Annotated in this window: 14 protein-coding genes; 2 read left to right on the top strand and 12 right to left on the bottom strand. The window is 58.7% G+C overall.

The window, feature by feature from the left end:
• Positions 1 to 3 precede the first annotated feature (3 nt).
• From HB376_RS05015 to clpS, 9 genes are all read right to left on the bottom strand, one after another.
• Entirely contained in the window at positions 4 to 1,287 is a 1,284-nt protein-coding gene (locus HB376_RS05015; protein ID WP_213762341.1) for a D-tagatose-bisphosphate aldolase, class II, non-catalytic subunit, read from the bottom strand.
• 4 nt (positions 1,288 to 1,291) lie between these two features.
• Complete coding sequence (locus tag HB376_RS05010; protein WP_213762340.1) at positions 1,292 to 2,266, bottom strand: sugar kinase; 975 nt, start codon at positions 2,264 to 2,266, stop codon at positions 1,292 to 1,294.
• Entirely contained in the window at positions 2,259 to 3,251 is a 993-nt protein-coding gene (locus HB376_RS05005; RefSeq protein WP_213762339.1) for an ABC transporter permease, read from the bottom strand. The genes HB376_RS05010 and HB376_RS05005 overlap by 8 nt, the downstream gene beginning before the upstream one ends.
• Positions 3,248 to 4,774, bottom strand: coding sequence for a sugar ABC transporter ATP-binding protein (locus tag HB376_RS05000; protein ID WP_255631170.1), 1,527 nt, complete (start codon positions 4,772 to 4,774; stop codon positions 3,248 to 3,250). Before HB376_RS05000 ends, HB376_RS05005 begins: the two co-directional genes overlap by 4 nt.
• On the bottom strand, positions 4,771 to 5,667 hold the full coding sequence (locus tag HB376_RS04995; RefSeq protein WP_213762338.1) for a substrate-binding domain-containing protein: 897 nt from the start codon (positions 5,665 to 5,667) through the stop codon (positions 4,771 to 4,773). Before HB376_RS04995 ends, HB376_RS05000 begins: the two co-directional genes overlap by 4 nt.
• Positions 5,668 to 5,694: 27 nt before the next feature.
• Positions 5,695 to 6,501: a DeoR family transcriptional regulator gene (locus tag HB376_RS04990; RefSeq protein ID WP_213762337.1), complete on the bottom strand. Its 807-nt coding sequence runs from the start codon at positions 6,499 to 6,501 to the stop codon at positions 5,695 to 5,697.
• 82 nt (positions 6,502 to 6,583) lie between these two features.
• A complete protein-coding gene (locus HB376_RS04985) occupies positions 6,584 to 7,957 on the bottom strand; it encodes an amino acid permease (protein WP_213762336.1) in 1,374 nt (457 codons plus the stop codon).
• A gap of 142 nt (positions 7,958 to 8,099) precedes the next feature.
• Entirely contained in the window at positions 8,100 to 10,400 is a 2,301-nt protein-coding gene (clpA, locus tag HB376_RS04980; RefSeq protein WP_213762335.1) for an ATP-dependent Clp protease ATP-binding subunit ClpA, read from the bottom strand.
• On the bottom strand, positions 10,397 to 10,711 hold the full coding sequence (gene clpS, locus HB376_RS04975; protein ID WP_031359828.1) for an ATP-dependent Clp protease adapter ClpS: 315 nt from the start codon (positions 10,709 to 10,711) through the stop codon (positions 10,397 to 10,399). Before clpS ends, clpA begins: the two co-directional genes overlap by 4 nt.
• Positions 10,712 to 11,341: 630 nt before the next feature.
• Between clpS and HB376_RS04970 the strand changes: the two genes are divergently transcribed.
• Positions 11,342 to 11,551, top strand: coding sequence for a cold-shock protein (locus HB376_RS04970; protein ID WP_031359827.1), 210 nt, complete (start codon positions 11,342 to 11,344; stop codon positions 11,549 to 11,551).
• A gap of 100 nt (positions 11,552 to 11,651) precedes the next feature.
• On the opposite strand, the gene HB376_RS04965 is transcribed toward HB376_RS04970, so the two are convergent.
• The 3 genes from HB376_RS04965 to icd form a co-directional block, all read right to left on the bottom strand.
• Positions 11,652 to 12,269, bottom strand: coding sequence for an ImmA/IrrE family metallo-endopeptidase (locus HB376_RS04965; protein ID WP_213762334.1), 618 nt, complete (start codon positions 12,267 to 12,269; stop codon positions 11,652 to 11,654).
• A complete protein-coding gene (locus tag HB376_RS04960; RefSeq protein ID WP_213762333.1) occupies positions 12,262 to 12,786 on the bottom strand; it encodes a hypothetical protein in 525 nt (174 codons plus the stop codon). Before HB376_RS04960 ends, HB376_RS04965 begins: the two co-directional genes overlap by 8 nt.
• Positions 12,787 to 12,991: 205 nt before the next feature.
• Positions 12,992 to 14,245: an NADP-dependent isocitrate dehydrogenase gene (gene icd / locus HB376_RS04955; protein WP_213762332.1), complete on the bottom strand. Its 1,254-nt coding sequence runs from the start codon at positions 14,243 to 14,245 to the stop codon at positions 12,992 to 12,994.
• Positions 14,246 to 14,681: 436 nt separating this feature from the next.
• Between icd and HB376_RS04950 the strand changes: the two genes are divergently transcribed.
• A complete protein-coding gene (locus tag HB376_RS04950; protein ID WP_213762331.1) occupies positions 14,682 to 15,260 on the top strand; it encodes a pseudouridine synthase in 579 nt (192 codons plus the stop codon).
• The last annotated feature ends 26 nt before the right edge of the window (positions 15,261 to 15,286 follow it).

Genomic DNA, 15,286 nt, shown 5'->3' with positions numbered 1-15,286 from the left:
AAATCAAGCGCGGCACGCCGCCGCGTATGTTCGGATAACCTGCCGCACGCGATCCTGCACGAGCGCGAGCGGCTCGTTTTTCAGCTGCCCGCGGCGCACCGCCCAATACTGCTCAGGCAAGAACTGGCTGAGCAAATTCTCCGGAATCTTCAAAGCGCTCAGGTTATCCAGCAACGTTTGCGCCGCTGCGCCGATCTCTGCATCGGCCCAGTAATAACGCACGCGGTCGCTATAACTATAGGTGCGTAACACGCGTTGCTGCTCAGCATCGCCGTGATAATACTTTTCCCAGTAACCCGGTTTGCTCAGCATCACGCGCTCAACGACCGTGCGCAGATTCGATCGTTTATGCGCATCGATCAATTGCGTTTCTATGTCGGCCAATGCATACAACGCCTCGCGCAATGCGAACGTCACGCCCGGCCCCACCTTGAGAATGCGAAAGCCGTCGCGGACTAAAGCGCTTAGCGCTTCGGGCGTTTGATAATCCGTGGAATGCGCCTCGAAGACCATCCCCGGCAGATCGTCCAGCGCGCTCTTTAGCGACTCGGCCCGCGCCGGCTCATAGTCGATCACCTTCGTATGATCGAACTCCACACCGGGTTGCACAACGAGCGCAATCACGCGCGGCCACGTGTCTTGCACGCCGTGTTCTTGCCACGCTTGTTTGTGGATCAGGGCCGTTTCAATCGCCGCTTCACGCGAGGTTGGCTCAACGATGTCCAGCTCTTCCGCCGCGCCACCCGGCACCGGTACTTCCGTGCCGATCACATACACAGGACTCACGCCGAGACCCGCGCGTTTCACCGCCGCCTCCGCTACCGCGCACAAACGTGCGGCCCTTGCAGCAACCACTGCATCGGATAAGCGCTCGGGGTCATCGGCGCAGGACATGCTGGTATCGAGGTGAATCTTCGTGAAGCCCGCCGATGCATACGCGTCGATCAACGCATCCGCGCGATGCATGGCTTCTTCTGCGGGAAGATGACGCCACGCGTTCGGCCCAAGGTGATCGCCGCCGAGAATCAGATGTGCATGAGGGAAACCAACGCGCTCGGCAATCGAACGAACGAAGTCCACGAAATCCGCCGGCTTCATGCCCGTATAACCGCCGTACTGATCGACCTGATTCGATGTCGATTCGATCAGCAAGGGCGTCTCGTCTTCCAGCGCCTGCCGCATGGCTGCTTCCAGCACCCACGGGTGCGCGGAGCAGATCGAATAGATGCCGGCCAGCCACACCGACGCCGGGTGTGCATTGCTCAAACGCGAGACGATCGAGTTCATGACTTCACTCCGTGGCTGATTGCAGAAAGGTATTGAGTTCTGCGAACGTTGCCGTGCCTTCCATCGGGCCTTTGACTCCCACCGCCCGCGCGCCGCTTGCACACGCATATTTAAGCGATGTATCCACGTCCATGCCCTGCGCGCGGCAACTGATATACGTCGCGCCGAAGCAATCCCCGGCGCCGGTCGGATCGAGTTCCTGCACTTTGAAGGCCGGCCGATGCGTCTCGCCGTTGGCATCGAAGTAACTGCAACCTTCCGCGCCGCGCTTCACGATCACTTCCTTCACGCCGCGCTTCAGCAGTTCATCGATCGCCCCACGCTCCGACGTCGCGCTCGCCAGCAAGGTCACTTCATGACCGCTCGGCAGAAACACATCGGTGTAGTCGAGGATGAAGTCGAGCGCGTCGCGCATCTCCGGAATCCGCAGCATTTCCTTGCGGATATTCGGATCGAAACTCACCGTGCCGCCGTTCCTCTTCACCGTTTCGATAGCCTGCTTCATCGCCTCGATAATCCGGAACGAGAACAGCGACGATCCCATCACGTGGAAATTGCCGCAGTTCGCGAGCAGATCGTCCCGCAGATTCGCCACCGACAACTGCGCCGACGCGCTGTTCGTAATGTTGTAGATGAAGTCACGATCGCCGTCCTCGCGATACGTGACGAACGCGCTGCCGGTGGTCGCATCTTTCAGCACCGCGATACCGGATACGTCAACGCCATCGCTGCGCAAGCGCTCGACGTTGAGCACGCCGAAGTCGTCGTCGCCCACGCAGCCGATCATCGCGCACGGACTGCCGAGCTTCGCGACCTGATCGATGAAAATGGCCGGCGCGCCGCTCGCGAACGGGCCAATGAGCGTCCCCGGTTCACGAAAGCTCTGGCCGATTTTAGTGGCCATGATTTCGACCAGGATCTCGCCCATCGCGACGATGGTGCCGGGCTTCTTGGAGGGAACACCGTTTGAGTTAGGCATGACGTTTCTTCGTTTGAACATCGATACACACCGCGACCAGGATCACGATGCCTTTCACGATGAGTTGATAGAAATACGGAACGCTGAGCAGGTTCATCCCGTTGTTGATGACACCGATAATCAGCGCGCCGATCAGCGTCCCGGTGATCGTTCCATAGCCGCCCGAGAGACTCGTTCCGCCGAGCACGGCGGCAGCGATGGCATCGAGTTCATAGCCGATCCCCGCATTCGGCTGCGCGGAGTAAAGCCGCGAGGTCATCAGCACGCCGCCAATACTTGCGAGCAAGCCCGAGATCATGAAGATCATGATCCGCAGCCTGTTTACATCGATACCCGAATACAACGCCGCCTCGCGGTTTCCGCCCACGAGATACGCCTTGCGTCCGAATACGGTACGCGAGAGCACGAAGTGATTCAACAGCAGCAGGACCGCGAGGATCCAGATCGGCAGCGGAATACCCAGCACAAGACCGTTGCCGAGGAAGGCGAAGCGATCATCGTCGATGGAAATGGGCACGCCGTTCGACGTGAGGTAGGCCAAGCCCCGGAAAACGCCCATGGTGGCGACCGTGACAATAAACGAGGGAATCGTCAGTAACGCGGTCAGCGATCCGTTCACGGCCCCTAAAACGAGCCCCGTAACCATCGCAGCGATCACGGCCATGAACGGCGACGCGCCATGCTCCAACGTGAATGCGCAGACGGTGCCGACGAGCGCCATCGTCGCACCGACCGACAGGTCGATATCGCCGAGCAGGAGCACATAGGTCATGCCAAACCCGAGGATCGCGATGATGGAAACCTGCATCACCACGTTCACGAGGTTGTTCACCGACATGAAGTTCGGCGACAGCGCCCAGAAGAATCCGCATAAAACGATCAGGCCGACGACGATACCGCCGTAGTGCCGGGCCGCGCGTTGTAGCGCGCCGCTTGCGTGCGAGCGGCGCGTCGATGCGGCGCCGCTGAGTTGAGTCGGGTTCATGCTGTTTTGGCTCCTGTTGCGTACGACATCACTTCTTCTTGCGTAGGACCGTGCGAATTGAATTCATGGACGATGCGTTTCTCGCGCATCACGACAAGGCGATCGCTCATGGCGAGTGCTTCCGGTAATTCGGACGAGACAAGAATGATCGCGGTCCCAGTCGCAGCCAACTCACGGATCACGCGATAAATCTCGAACTTCGCGCCTACGTCAACGCCGCGTGTGGGTTCATCGAGGATCAGCACTTTGGGTTTCAACGCCAGCCATTTCGAGAACACCACTTTCTGCTGATTGCCGCCGCTCAGGTTTCCAACCGCTTGAAACGGCCCCGATGCACGGATGTTCATGCGCGTGATTGCGTTCGCGGTTTCATCGCGTTCGAAGCGGCGGTTCAGGATGCCGAAGCGCGAACCGTGTTCTTCGAAACTCGCCATCGTCACGTTGTTGGCGATCGAATGCATCAGCACGAGACCTTCGTGCTTGCGGTCTTCCGTGACAAACGCGATGCCCTCGCGAATGGCATGCGCCGGATTGCGCAACTTCAGCCGCTTGCCGCTCATCGTAATTTCGCCGCTTGGCCGGCCGATACCGAACAACGCCTTCATCACCTCCGAGCGTCCCGCGCCGATCAGTCCGAAGAAGCCCAGGATTTCTCCCGCGTGAATCTCGAAGCTGATGTCTTCAAATTGGCCGGGAAGTGTGAGGTTGCTCACCTTCAGCAACGGCAACGAAGGACATGCATAAGGCGTCTCGCGACGCGGATACACATCGCTCATTTCGCGGCCGACCATCATCGCGATCAAAGCGCCGATAGTCGTCTCGCCCTTCTGCAATGTCGCGATGTAGCGACCATCGCGCATGACCGAGATGTCGTCGGAGATACGCATGATCTCGTCCATGCGGTGCGAGATATAAACCACCGCCGCGCCCTTCGCCGTCAGCTTCGTGACGATATGAAAAAGAATCTCGGCTTCGCGATCGCTCAGCGAGGACGTAGGTTCGTCCATGATCACGAGCGATGCGTCGCGGCTCAGCGCCTTGGCAATTTCCACAAGCTGGCGCTGCGCCATGGAAAGTCGCGAGACGGACGCGGCGGCGTCAATATCGATACCCAGGTCATCCAGCAACGCCTGTGCTTGCGCATACAAGCGCTTGAAATCGACGATGCCAAAACGCCGCGGCTCGTGTCCCGCGAACATGTTCTCGGCCACGCTCAGGTTCTTCGCGAGACTGAGTTCCTGATAGATGATCGCGATGCCGGCCTTCTGCGACTCACCGGGATTCGCAAACGTAGCCAACGATCCGTTCAGCAAAATCTCGCCACGCGTGGGCGCGTGAACGCCCGCGAGAATCTTCATCAGCGTGGACTTGCCCGCGCCGTTCTCGCCGAGCAGCGTATGAACGCGGCCCGGCAAAATCGAGAGCGAGACGTCCTTGATCGCCTCGACCGGACCGAACGATTTCGCGATACCGCGCAACTCGAGCAGCGGCACCATCGGGCGCGGGTTTAAAACCGTATTCATTTCACCGACGCGTTCAGATACTGACCCGGCGTCACCGGTTGCAGCTTCGGCACGGGCTGCTTCTCTGCGACCTTCACCGCAGTGTCCACGGCAAGCGCGCCCATCTTGTCCGGGTACTGACGAATCACGCCGACGAAGTTCGGGTTCTTGTCCACCGCTGCACGCGCTTCCGGCATGCCGTCGAAGCCGATCACTTTCACGTGGTTCCCCGCCGATTTACCCGCCACCGCTGCGGCCATTGCAGCGTCATCGCCAAAGCCGAAGATGCCCGCGAGATCCGGATTCGCCTGCAGCATGTTCTGCGCGGCGCTCAATGCATCGGCGCGCGTGATGCCCGGTTGTATCGCGACGATCTTCACATCGGGACATGCTTCCAGCGCCTTCTTGAAGCCCGTCACGCGGTCGATCACCGATTGAACCGTCGGATAATCGATCACACCAACCTTGCCCTTGCCGCCCAGCACCTTGCACATCAACGCGCCGGCTTGCAGGCCGCCCGCGTAGTTATCGGTGGCGATGTGCGACGCGACTTCCACGCCTTGCGCGCTGATATCGACGGTGATCACCGGAATCCCGGCGCGCTGCGCCGTCAGCACGGCGGCTTTCACGCCTTTTGAATCCACCGGCGAGATCACGATCACATCGACCTTCTTCGTCACGAAATCCTGGACATCGGCAATCTGCTTGCTCAAGTCCTGATTCGCAATCGCGATATCGATCTGCGCGTGATCCTTCGCCGCTTCAGCCTTCATCGCATTGGCGAGTTCGACGTAAAACGGATGTTGTTGCGTGAGCAGAGATGCGCCAATCTTTACATCGGCGGCTTGGGCGGCCGTTGCAGTTGCGGCGAACGCGGTGACGAGAACAGCAAGAAGTGAACGACGACGAAACATGTGACTATCTCCAGTTATTGTTTAGGGTTACTTACCATGAAATTCAAGAATCCCTTCTTCCCGCCGATGCACGTCCAGTCCAGCTTTGAGAATCAGGTCGAGTGTCGGCGGGTCGATGGCGTCATCGAGTACCAATCCGCCCAGGCGACTGACGTGGCAGAAGGCCTCGCCCTCACCTTGCAGCGCCGGCTGGTAAGCCACGACTACGATTCGTTTGGCGTTTTTTAACGCGGCTTTGAATACGCTTGCCAGACGCGGATCGGCGCACAGCAAATTGCCCTCGCGGTCGATACCGCTCGCCTCCAGCACCACCAGATCCAGCGACATCGCAAACAACGAGCGCTCGGCGTCCGGCCCAAGCAGCACGGTGGAATCGTCATCGAGCGAACCGCCGGTGAGACGCAATTCGCAGCGCATGAAACGCTGGACGGTCGGCACCATCGCGATGTCGTTAAGCGTCAGCGCGAGGTTTGCGCGGTCGGCAAGCAGCGGCAGCAACTTGTGCGTAATCAGACCTGCGCCAATGAACGCCGACGCGTGGTCATCGATGAAATCCGCCGCCATGCGCGCAATCGCCATATCCGCGGCCTGCCGTGTCGCGCTCGGAGGCACCGCTGCCAGCAGGTTCTCGCCGGGCCGTTGCGCGACGTAGCGCGCCTTGCCAAACGCCCGGATGAGGTAGCGCTGCTGCTCCAGGTAATTCAGGTCCGAGCGGATCGTGACGCTGGACACGTCGAACGCTGTAGCGAGTTCATCGACCGATACTTCCCCGCGCTTGCGGACAAGCTCGACGATACGCAGACGCCGATGAAGCGAATTCTTGTTGGCCAACACGGGCAGCACCACCTTTGTACTTTCGTTTCGAAAGATTTTAGTTTCGAAACGAAAGACATGCAAAGGGGTTTCTGGCCGGTGTTTACCCGCGTTTCCTATACCAGAGCAGGTAGGTGGTGACGAGAACGACCATGAATGCCAGGCCGTAGACGAGCGTCATGCGAAATTCGCTCGTGAAGGCGGTGGTGATCATGATCGCGGCCATCAAACCCGCGCCCAGCAAACTTCCGAACGGGTGCAGCACCATCCGGAAAGACAGTGCCGGCCCGTCGTAGCGGGCACGGAAAAAGAGGTGCGTGACGAAAATCATCAGCCAGGCGAACATCGCGCCGAAAATGGCTAGCGACATCATCAAGCCGAACGCCATCGCCGGCCAGAACGCGGTGAGGATGGTGGCCAGCGCAATGCCGCTAGTCGACAAAGACAGCGCGGCGGTGGGCACGCCGTTCGCGCTCAGACGCCCGAAGCGCGCCGGCGCGTAACCGGCCCGCGACAGGCTGAACATCATGCGGGTGGTGATGTAGAGCTGGCTGTTCATCGCGGAAAGCGCCGCGATCAGCACCACGAAGTTGATCACGCCCGCAGCGAACGGGACGTGCGTGGCGGCCATCACTTTGACGAACGGGCTTTCGTCGGTGCTGGCCTGCGTCCACGGAACAATCGCGAGCATCAACGCCAGCGTGAGCAGATAGAAGAGCACCAGCCGGAATACGGTCGAGCGAAATGCCCGGGCCACGGCGCGTTGCGGATCACGCGCTTCGCCGGCCGCGACCGCGATCGTCTCGATGTTCAGGTAGCTGAAAATGGAAACAATGACCGCGAACCACATGCCCTTCACGCCGTGCGGAAAGAACCCGCCGTGCGCCGTGAAGTTGTTCAGCCCGACGCCGGATGACACCGGCGCGCCATACACGAACACCGCACCGAGCAAGATAAACGCAACGATCGCCACGATTTTCAGCATCGAAAACGCGTATTCGATCACGCCGTACACCTTGACGCTCGCCGCGTTCACGCCAATCAGCGCGGCGGAAAAACCCACGATCCAATACCAGCCCGGCACGTTCGCGAACCAGTACTTCATGAACACGGCGACCGCGCTGACCTCGGTGCCGACCGCAAATACGACGGCCGACCAGTACGCGTAGCGGACCAGATATCCCGCGAGCGGCCCGATATAAAACTCCGCGTACGCGCCAAACGATCCGGAAGTCGGGTGCGCAACGGTCATCTCGGCCAGCGCGCCCATCAGCAACAACGCGATCAACGCGCCGATCGCATAGCTCACCAGCACGCTCGGCCCGGCGAAACCGATCGCGAAACCGCTGCCTAAAAAAAGCCCCGTTCCGATCGCCCCGCCGATAGCAATCATCGACATCTGTCCGGCGGTCAAACTCCGGTGCAGCCCCTTCTCCCGTTCTACGATGGTCTCGAACGACCCACGTTTAAAGCTCAAATCAACCTCTTGAAGTCATTATCCGCAACAAATGCGCGCGCAAAAAAGCGAGGCGGCGCGGGAAATTTCCCCGCGCCGCCTCGCCGATGATGACACACCTCAAGCGTGCGTCACCTGACTTCAGTCATCGCCTGCCAATCAGTCACTCAACCTCGACCGCTTCCGGATTCGGATTACGCGGCACCGGGCTTTCGTCGAAAGTGAGTGCGACCTTGTCGTTCTCGTCCACGTCCACCGTTACGCGACCACCCGACATCAGCTTGCCAAACAGCAGCTCATCCGCCAGCGCACGACGAATCGTGTCCTGGATCAGGCGCTGCATTGGCCGGGCGCCCATCAGCGGGTCAAAACCGTGCTTCGCCAGATGCGCGCGCAAGCCGTCGGTGAAGACCGCGTCGACCTTCTTCTCATGCAACTGATCTTCCAGTTGCATCAGGAATTTGTCGACCACGCGCATGATGATTTCCTCATCCAGCGAGCGGAAGCTGATGATCTGGTCCAGACGATTCCGGAACTCAGGCGTGAACATCCGCTTGATATCGGCCATTTCGTCGCCGGTTTCCCGACGATTCGTGAATCCGATCACCGACTTCTGCATTGCTTCGGCACCCGCATTCGTCGTCATGATGATGATGACGTTGCGGAAATCCGCCTTGCGACCGTTGTTATCGGTCAACGTGCCATGGTCCATGACCTGCAGCAACACGTTGTAGATGTCCGGATGCGCCTTTTCGATTTCGTCGAGCAACAGCACGCAATGCGGCTTCTTCGTGACAGCTTCGGTCAGCAAACCACCCTGATCGAACCCGACATAACCCGGCGGCGCGCCAATCAGCCGGCTGACCGCGTGACGCTCCATATACTCGGACATGTCGAAACGCAGCAATTCGATACCCAGCGTGAACGCCAGTTGCTTCGCCACTTCCGTCTTGCCGACGCCCGTTGGGCCCGAGAACAGGAACGCGCCGATCGGCTTGTCCGTCTTGCCGAGACCCGCCCGCGCCATCTTGATCGCGGCGGCGAGTGCATCGATAGACTGATCCTGACCAAACACCACGCTCTTCAAGTCACGATCCAGCGTCTGCAACTTGCTGCGATCGTCCTGCGACACGCTTTGCGGCGGGACGCGCGCGATCTTCGAGATGATCTCTTCGATCTCGTTCTTGCCGATAGTCTTCTTCTGCTTCGACTTCGGCAGGATGCGTTGAGCTGCGCCCGCTTCATCGATTACATCGATAGCCTTGTCCGGCAGATGACGGTCCGTAATAAAGCGTGCCGACAATTCAGCCGCCGCGGACAGCGCACCCGACGAATATTTCACGCCGTGGTGCTCTTCGAAACGCGACTTGAGACCGCGCAGGATTGCGATGGTCTGCTCGACCGTCGGCTCGGCAACGTCCACCTTCTGGAAACGACGCGACAACGCTGCGTCTTTTTCGAAGATCCCGCGATATTCCGTGAACGTGGTCGCGCCGATGCACTTCAACTGACCCGACGACAACGCCGGCTTCAGCAAATTCGATGCGTCCAGCGTGCCGCCCGACGCAGCACCTGCGCCAATCAGCGTGTGAATTTCGTCGATGAACAGCACCGCATGCGGGCGTTCCTTCAATTCTTTCAGCACCGTCTTGAGACGTTGCTCGAAATCGCCACGATATTTAGTACCAGCCAGCAATGCGCCCATATCGAGCGAATACACCTGAGCGTCCGCAAGAATATCCGGCACTTCGCCACGCGTGATGCGCCAGGCGAGCCCTTCGGCAATGGCGGTTTTACCCACACCGGCTTCACCGACCAGCAGCGGATTGTTCTTTCTGCGACGGCACAGCACTTGCACCACGCGCTCGACTTCCAGTTCGCGGCCGATCAGCGGATCGATCTTGCCATCCTTCGCGAGCTGGTTCAGGTTCTGCGTGAATTGCGCAAGGGGAGTTTCCTTCTGCGCAGCCGCATCTTCTGCTTCCGGGTTCACGTCGCTGCTGGCCTTCGCTGCATCGCCGGAATTCGTCTTCGCGATGCCGTGCGAGATGAAATTGACGACGTCGAGGCGCGTCACACCCTGCTGTTGCAGGTAGTAGACGGCATGCGAGTCTTTTTCACCGAAGATAGCGACAAGCACGTTCGCGCCAGTCACTTCCTTCTTACCATTCGATGTCGATTGCACGTGCATGATCGCGCGCTGAATCACGCGCTGAAAACCAAGCGTCGGCTGGGTATCGACATCGTCCGTGCCGGGCACGGTCGGGGTGTTGTCGTGAATGAAATTGCGCAGGTTTTGACGCAAATCTTCAATATTTGCTGCGCATGCGCGCAACACTTCAGCCGCGGTCGGGTTGTCCAACAAGGCCAGTAAAAGATGCTCGACCGTAATGAACTCGTGCCGCGCCTGACGTGCTTCCATAAACGCCATGTGCAGACTGACTTCCAGTTCCTGGGCAATCATGCTTCCTCCATCACACACTGCAGCGGATGACCCGCTTGCCTCGCGTGGCTAACGACTTGCTCAACTTTGGTCGACGCGATGTCCCGCGTATAGACCCCACAAACTCCCCTGCCCTCGCGATGAACCTTCAGCATGATTTGCGTCGCAGTCTCACGATCTTTATTGAAATGTTCCTGCACGACGAACACGACGAATTCCATCGGCGTGAAGTCGTCATTCAGCAGCACCACTTTGTACATGGACGGCTGTTTCAGCTTTTGTTCCTGCCGCTCCAGTACGGTGCCATCCTGCTTGTTGGGATTGATCGCCATACGCCCATTCTAAACAACTCGGACAGGCTCGCCATCTCGCCAAAACTCCGTTCGCGATGAGAACTGAACGGTGTCGCCGCACACTTCGCGCAACCTGTCGCTTGCTGAATTCCGCCAGCCCTTGTGACACGGGCCGACCCTCTTGAAACATCGTTGAATCCAGTATCGCACAGCTCTCAAAAAAACGAATTGTCCACTCGGACGCGACCTGCCTTCGGTACCACCTTGGACGCCTTCCACGCGGCGACTGACTGAGTAATCCGCTTGTTCGAATCACTCATGCGACCTACTCCTGCAACCCGCTGCGACTGCTGGTGCCAGCCGCCTGTTGCCTGTACTCCTCATGTGCGTCGATTATGCGACTTTTCAAGATGGCGTGCTTGTGCGGCGGGATACGCGCAAAGCGGGAAAAACCCTTGAAATGAGGTCTTTACAACGCCTTGACAACCATCTCAAAATTTTCTTGACACGTGATTTAAGAGATTAAACAATCAAACTGGCACTTTTTTCCGAAAGCGTTTCAGTTGGAGAAAGGCCGCGGTGAGCTTGTGAGGAGGGGGCCATCCACATTGTGGGTTGCCAAGCTTTTCGAGCGTGCTCGTGGTAGCGACGAGAGTGAGAGGGGAAGTGATGTCAACTGGTACGGTCAAATGGTTCAACGACGCGAAAGGCTACGGATTCATCACGCCCGATGAAGGCGGCGAGGATCTGTTTGCTCATTTCTCGGCGATACAGATGAATGGTTTCAAGACCCTCAAGGAAGGCCAGAAGGTCAGCTTTGAGATCGTCCAGGGACCCAAGGGCAAACAGGCGTCGAACATCCAGGAATCTGCTGCCTGACCGTTCGATAGCGCGCTGTCCTCGAAACCCGGCATTGCGCCGGGTTTTTTTATTTTTGCATCGCGAGGGGAAACCCGCAGGGCGCACCCTGGCCTTTTACCTATTTGTGTTTGCCAATTCCGACATTCCTCAATCGGAACTCCATGGCCAGATGGGAAACACGAAATTTAACCGCCATCACGTCGATAAACCGCGTCAACGGCATTTTCTCGGTGTTGTGCTCCGCCTTGTAAGCATCGATTACGCGCCGTCCCAACGACTCAATGAGCTGTTGCGGCATCAACAGTTCCGCAGCAAACCGGTTTGCCTCGGATTCGTAACTGTTCCAATAGGATTCGCTGCGATTCATAGTGCTTTTGTCGTCGATAAATTCGTGGCGATCGGTGGATCTGTGCATGCAAAAGTGCGCTATTTCGTGAGCCAGGGTGAATCGACGCCTTGGGCCATAGGCATTTTCCGCCGGATTGATCCAGACTCTCGCCGGCCCCTCGTGACTCAGCGTTATCTTGCCGATCGTATTGGCAGCGCCAGGATCCGCATGTTCGGTCACCTCGATCTGGAGCAACCGCGCGATTTCGTCGACGTCGATGGGGGTGCGGACCCCACCATGTCGTAATGGCGCTCGGCCATCAAAAATGCCGCCAACGCTGCTGTGGTTCGCAAGACAGGTATTGCGGAAACGATTGTCATATTCTCCCCTCTCAAACGGTCTAGGCACTTTCCAGGTCGCTGGCGATACGGGTCAGCGCATCATGTTCGCTGCGCGCACGTGCCTTACGTTGGTCCGCGTTGTCCAGTTGCGCACGCATCACCTCCCTGAGTTTTTCCTTTACCTGATCGTCAAAATGCTGGACCACTTCGGCGTTCTTCATGACTTCTTTCACCACTTCGACCGCGCACCCGTTAGTGCGGCCCATTTCGGCCACCAATGCCGCAAAGGCGTCCGCGACGTGCCGTTCTTTCTCCATGGCGAAATGCTGCGTGAAAATCAAACCCGCCATGGTCAGGAAAACGGCAACCGCCGCGATCATGAATGTTGAATAGACAATGTATGTGTTCGCAATGGAAATTGCGTCGGCACCGCTCGCCAGGCTCGTTGAACTAAACCGGTTTATCAGCGTGAACGCCACAACACCTCCGACCACGCCGCCGGCGAGGCCGCCAAGCAAACCGCGGGTTTCCACCGCGAGCCAGCGGGCGAACAACGTAGTCACGTGCGAATTTTGGTGAGACATAGGCGCGTCCAACGTAAGGCGAACTGTATAAAAACACATATGTTGTCCAGCAAATCGAGGGTATCACTCCGCTGCAGTGAAACAGTCGCTTGCGACAAGTTTTGACAGAGTTGTGCGGAGTAGCCCGATCGCGTTCGCGCTGCCCATGAAAAAGCCCCGGGCGAGTGACTCGCGCCGGGGCTTTCCTTAAGAAGCTTGGCCGAACTTACATATTTTCGATCAGAACCTGCCCGAAGCCCGAGCATGAAACCTGCGTCGCGCCTTCCATCAAACGCGCGAAGTCATACGTCACCCGCTTTTGCAGGATCGACTTTTCCATCGACTTGATGATGACGTCCGCCGCCTCAGTCCAGCCGAGGTGGCGCAGCATCATTTCAGCCGACAGGATTTCCGAACCCGGATTCACATAGTCCTTGCCCGCGTATTTCGGCGCGGTGCCGTGCGTGGCTTCGAACATGGCCACCGAATCCGACATGTTCGCGCCCGGCGCAATGCCAATACCGCCAACCTGGGCCGCCAGCGCATCCGACACATAATCGCCGTTCAGGTTCAGCGTGGCGATCACGTCGTACTCGGCGGGGCGCAGCAGGATCTGCTGGAGGAACGCATCTGCGATAACGTCCTTTAGCACAACGTCGCCGCCCTTCGGGCTCTTGATCTTCATCCACGGGCCGCCGTCGATGAGTTCCGCACCGAACTCCTTCTGGGCCAGTGCATAGCCGAAATCACGGAACGCACCTTCCGTGTATTTCATGATGTTGCCCTTGTGCACGAGCGTGACGGTGTTGCGATTGTGGTCGATGGCGTACTGGATCGCCTTGCGGACCAGGCGCTCCGTGCCTTCACGCGACACCGGCTTGATTCCGATCCCCGACGTTTCCGGGAAGCGGATCTTCGTCACACCCATTTCTTCGCGCAGGAACTTGATGACCTTCTTCGCCTCTTCCGACTCGGCCGCCCATTCGATGCCGGCGTAGATGTCTTCCGAATTCTCACGGAAGATGACCATGTTGACCTTTTCCGGCTCGCGCACCGGCGACGGCACGCCCTTGAAATACTGCACCGGGCGCAGGCAGACATACAGGTCAAGTTGCTGGCGCAGCGCGACATTCAGCGAACGGATGCCCCCGCCGACCGGCGTGGTAAGCGGCCCTTTGATAGAAACGACATATTCCTTCAGCACGTCCAGCGTTTCATCCGGCAGCCACACGTCGGGGCCGTACACCTTGGTGGCCTTCTCGCCCGCGAAGATTTCCATCCAGTGGATCTTCTTCTTGCCTGCATAGGCTTTTTCCACCGCTGCGTCCACGACCTTGATCATCACCGGCGTGATGTCCAGACCCGTACCATCGCCTTCGATAAAAGGGATGATCGGCTGGTCGGAAACGTTGAGCGAGTAATCCGCATTGACGGTGATCTTGTCACCGCCCGTCGGAACCTTGATGTGCTGATACGGCATGGTCGACTCCAAAGATGGCTGGCTAGCTAAAACAGAAATGCGCAGAATGCGTTCGGAAATTCGGCGAAACAGCGGATGAGCGAACGGTGGCCGGGCCAACAGCGCCAATGCCGGCGCGGCGCCCGAGGCGACCAGAAGGGTATTCTAGCCCACCGTGCACAGGGCCTGCCCGGCACCCGTTTTGCCGCGTTGCAACAAAACGGTGCACGCAACCGCGGTCCGAAAGACCGTGCGTTGATGCTATTGCCGCGATTGTGGCTGCCGTTGTGGCTACGATCGGCCGTTGCTCGATTCATGTCTTATGTCTTATATAAGACATAAGACATGGCGCTTCGGATTATGCATTAATATCGCGCCATCCGCCATAGCCGGATTCCCGCGCTGCGCTTGAGCGCCGCCTCGTTTCCTTATTGCGTCTCCTCATCGATTCCCCGCCATGCCGCTGCTTGCTCTTAACAAACCGTTCGGCACTATCTGTCAATTTTCGCCGCACGAGAAGCACCCTTCGTTAGGCGTTTGGGTGAAGACGCCCGGCGTTTATCCGGCCGGCCGCCTGGACACAGACAGCGAAGGCCTGCTGCTCCTCACCGACGATGGCGCGCTCCAGGCGCGCATAGCCGAGCCCCGTCACAAGCTGGTCAAACGGTATTGGGCACAGGTCGACGGTGCGCCCGACGCAGATGCTCTCGAGCGTCTGGCGGCAGGTGTGGACCTCGGGGAATTCGTGACGCAGCCGTGTGTCGTGAAGCGGGTTGAACCCGTGGAACGGGTGGACCAGCTTTGGCCACGTAACCCGCCTATCCGATACCGCGCCGCCATTCCGACTACGTGGATCGAACTGTCGATCAGCGAGGGGCGTAACCGGCAGGTGCGTCGAATGACCGCAGCCGTCGGATATCCAACACTGCGGTTGGTGCGCGTGGGTATCGGCGCGCTGGATATATTCAGTCTCGGACTCGCACCGGGCGCATCAACCGAACTGCCGCCGCGCGCGCCATGGAATGGCATCGTTTAAGCGTGAAGTTTCGCCGGAACCTGGAG

This window comes from Caballeronia sp. dw_19 (genome assembly GCF_018449515.1).
Lineage (GTDB): Bacteria > Pseudomonadota > Gammaproteobacteria > Burkholderiales > Burkholderiaceae > Caballeronia.
Note: the sequence above shows the minus strand (reverse complement) of the source record. Positions and strands in the feature narration are given on the sequence as shown.

Excerpts from the sequence above, each read along its gene's own strand:
- HB376_RS05005 (WP_213762339.1), bottom strand. The coding sequence starts at position 3,251 with ATGAACCCGACTCAACTCAGCGGCGCCGCATCGACGCGCCGCTCGCAC.
- clpS (WP_031359828.1), bottom strand. The coding sequence starts at position 10,711 with ATGGCGATCAATCCCAACAAGCAGGATGGCACCGTACTGGAGCGGCAG.
- HB376_RS05010 (WP_213762340.1), bottom strand. The coding sequence starts at position 2,266 with ATGCCTAACTCAAACGGTGTTCCCTCCAAGAAGCCCGGCACCATCGTC.
- HB376_RS04950 (WP_213762331.1), top strand. The coding sequence starts at position 14,682 with ATGCCGCTGCTTGCTCTTAACAAACCGTTCGGCACTATCTGTCAATTT.
- HB376_RS05000 (WP_255631170.1), bottom strand. The coding sequence starts at position 4,774 with ATGAATACGGTTTTAAACCCGCGCCCGATGGTGCCGCTGCTCGAGTTG.
- clpA (WP_213762335.1), bottom strand. The coding sequence starts at position 10,400 with ATGATTGCCCAGGAACTGGAAGTCAGTCTGCACATGGCGTTTATGGAA.
- HB376_RS05015 (WP_213762341.1), bottom strand. The coding sequence starts at position 1,287 with ATGAACTCGATCGTCTCGCGTTTGAGCAATGCACACCCGGCGTCGGTG.
- HB376_RS04995 (WP_213762338.1), bottom strand. The coding sequence starts at position 5,667 with ATGTTTCGTCGTCGTTCACTTCTTGCTGTTCTCGTCACCGCGTTCGCC.
- icd (WP_213762332.1), bottom strand. The coding sequence starts at position 14,245 with ATGCCGTATCAGCACATCAAGGTTCCGACGGGCGGTGACAAGATCACC.
- HB376_RS04960 (WP_213762333.1), bottom strand. The coding sequence starts at position 12,786 with ATGTCTCACCAAAATTCGCACGTGACTACGTTGTTCGCCCGCTGGCTC.
- HB376_RS04970 (WP_031359827.1), top strand. The coding sequence starts at position 11,342 with ATGTCAACTGGTACGGTCAAATGGTTCAACGACGCGAAAGGCTACGGA.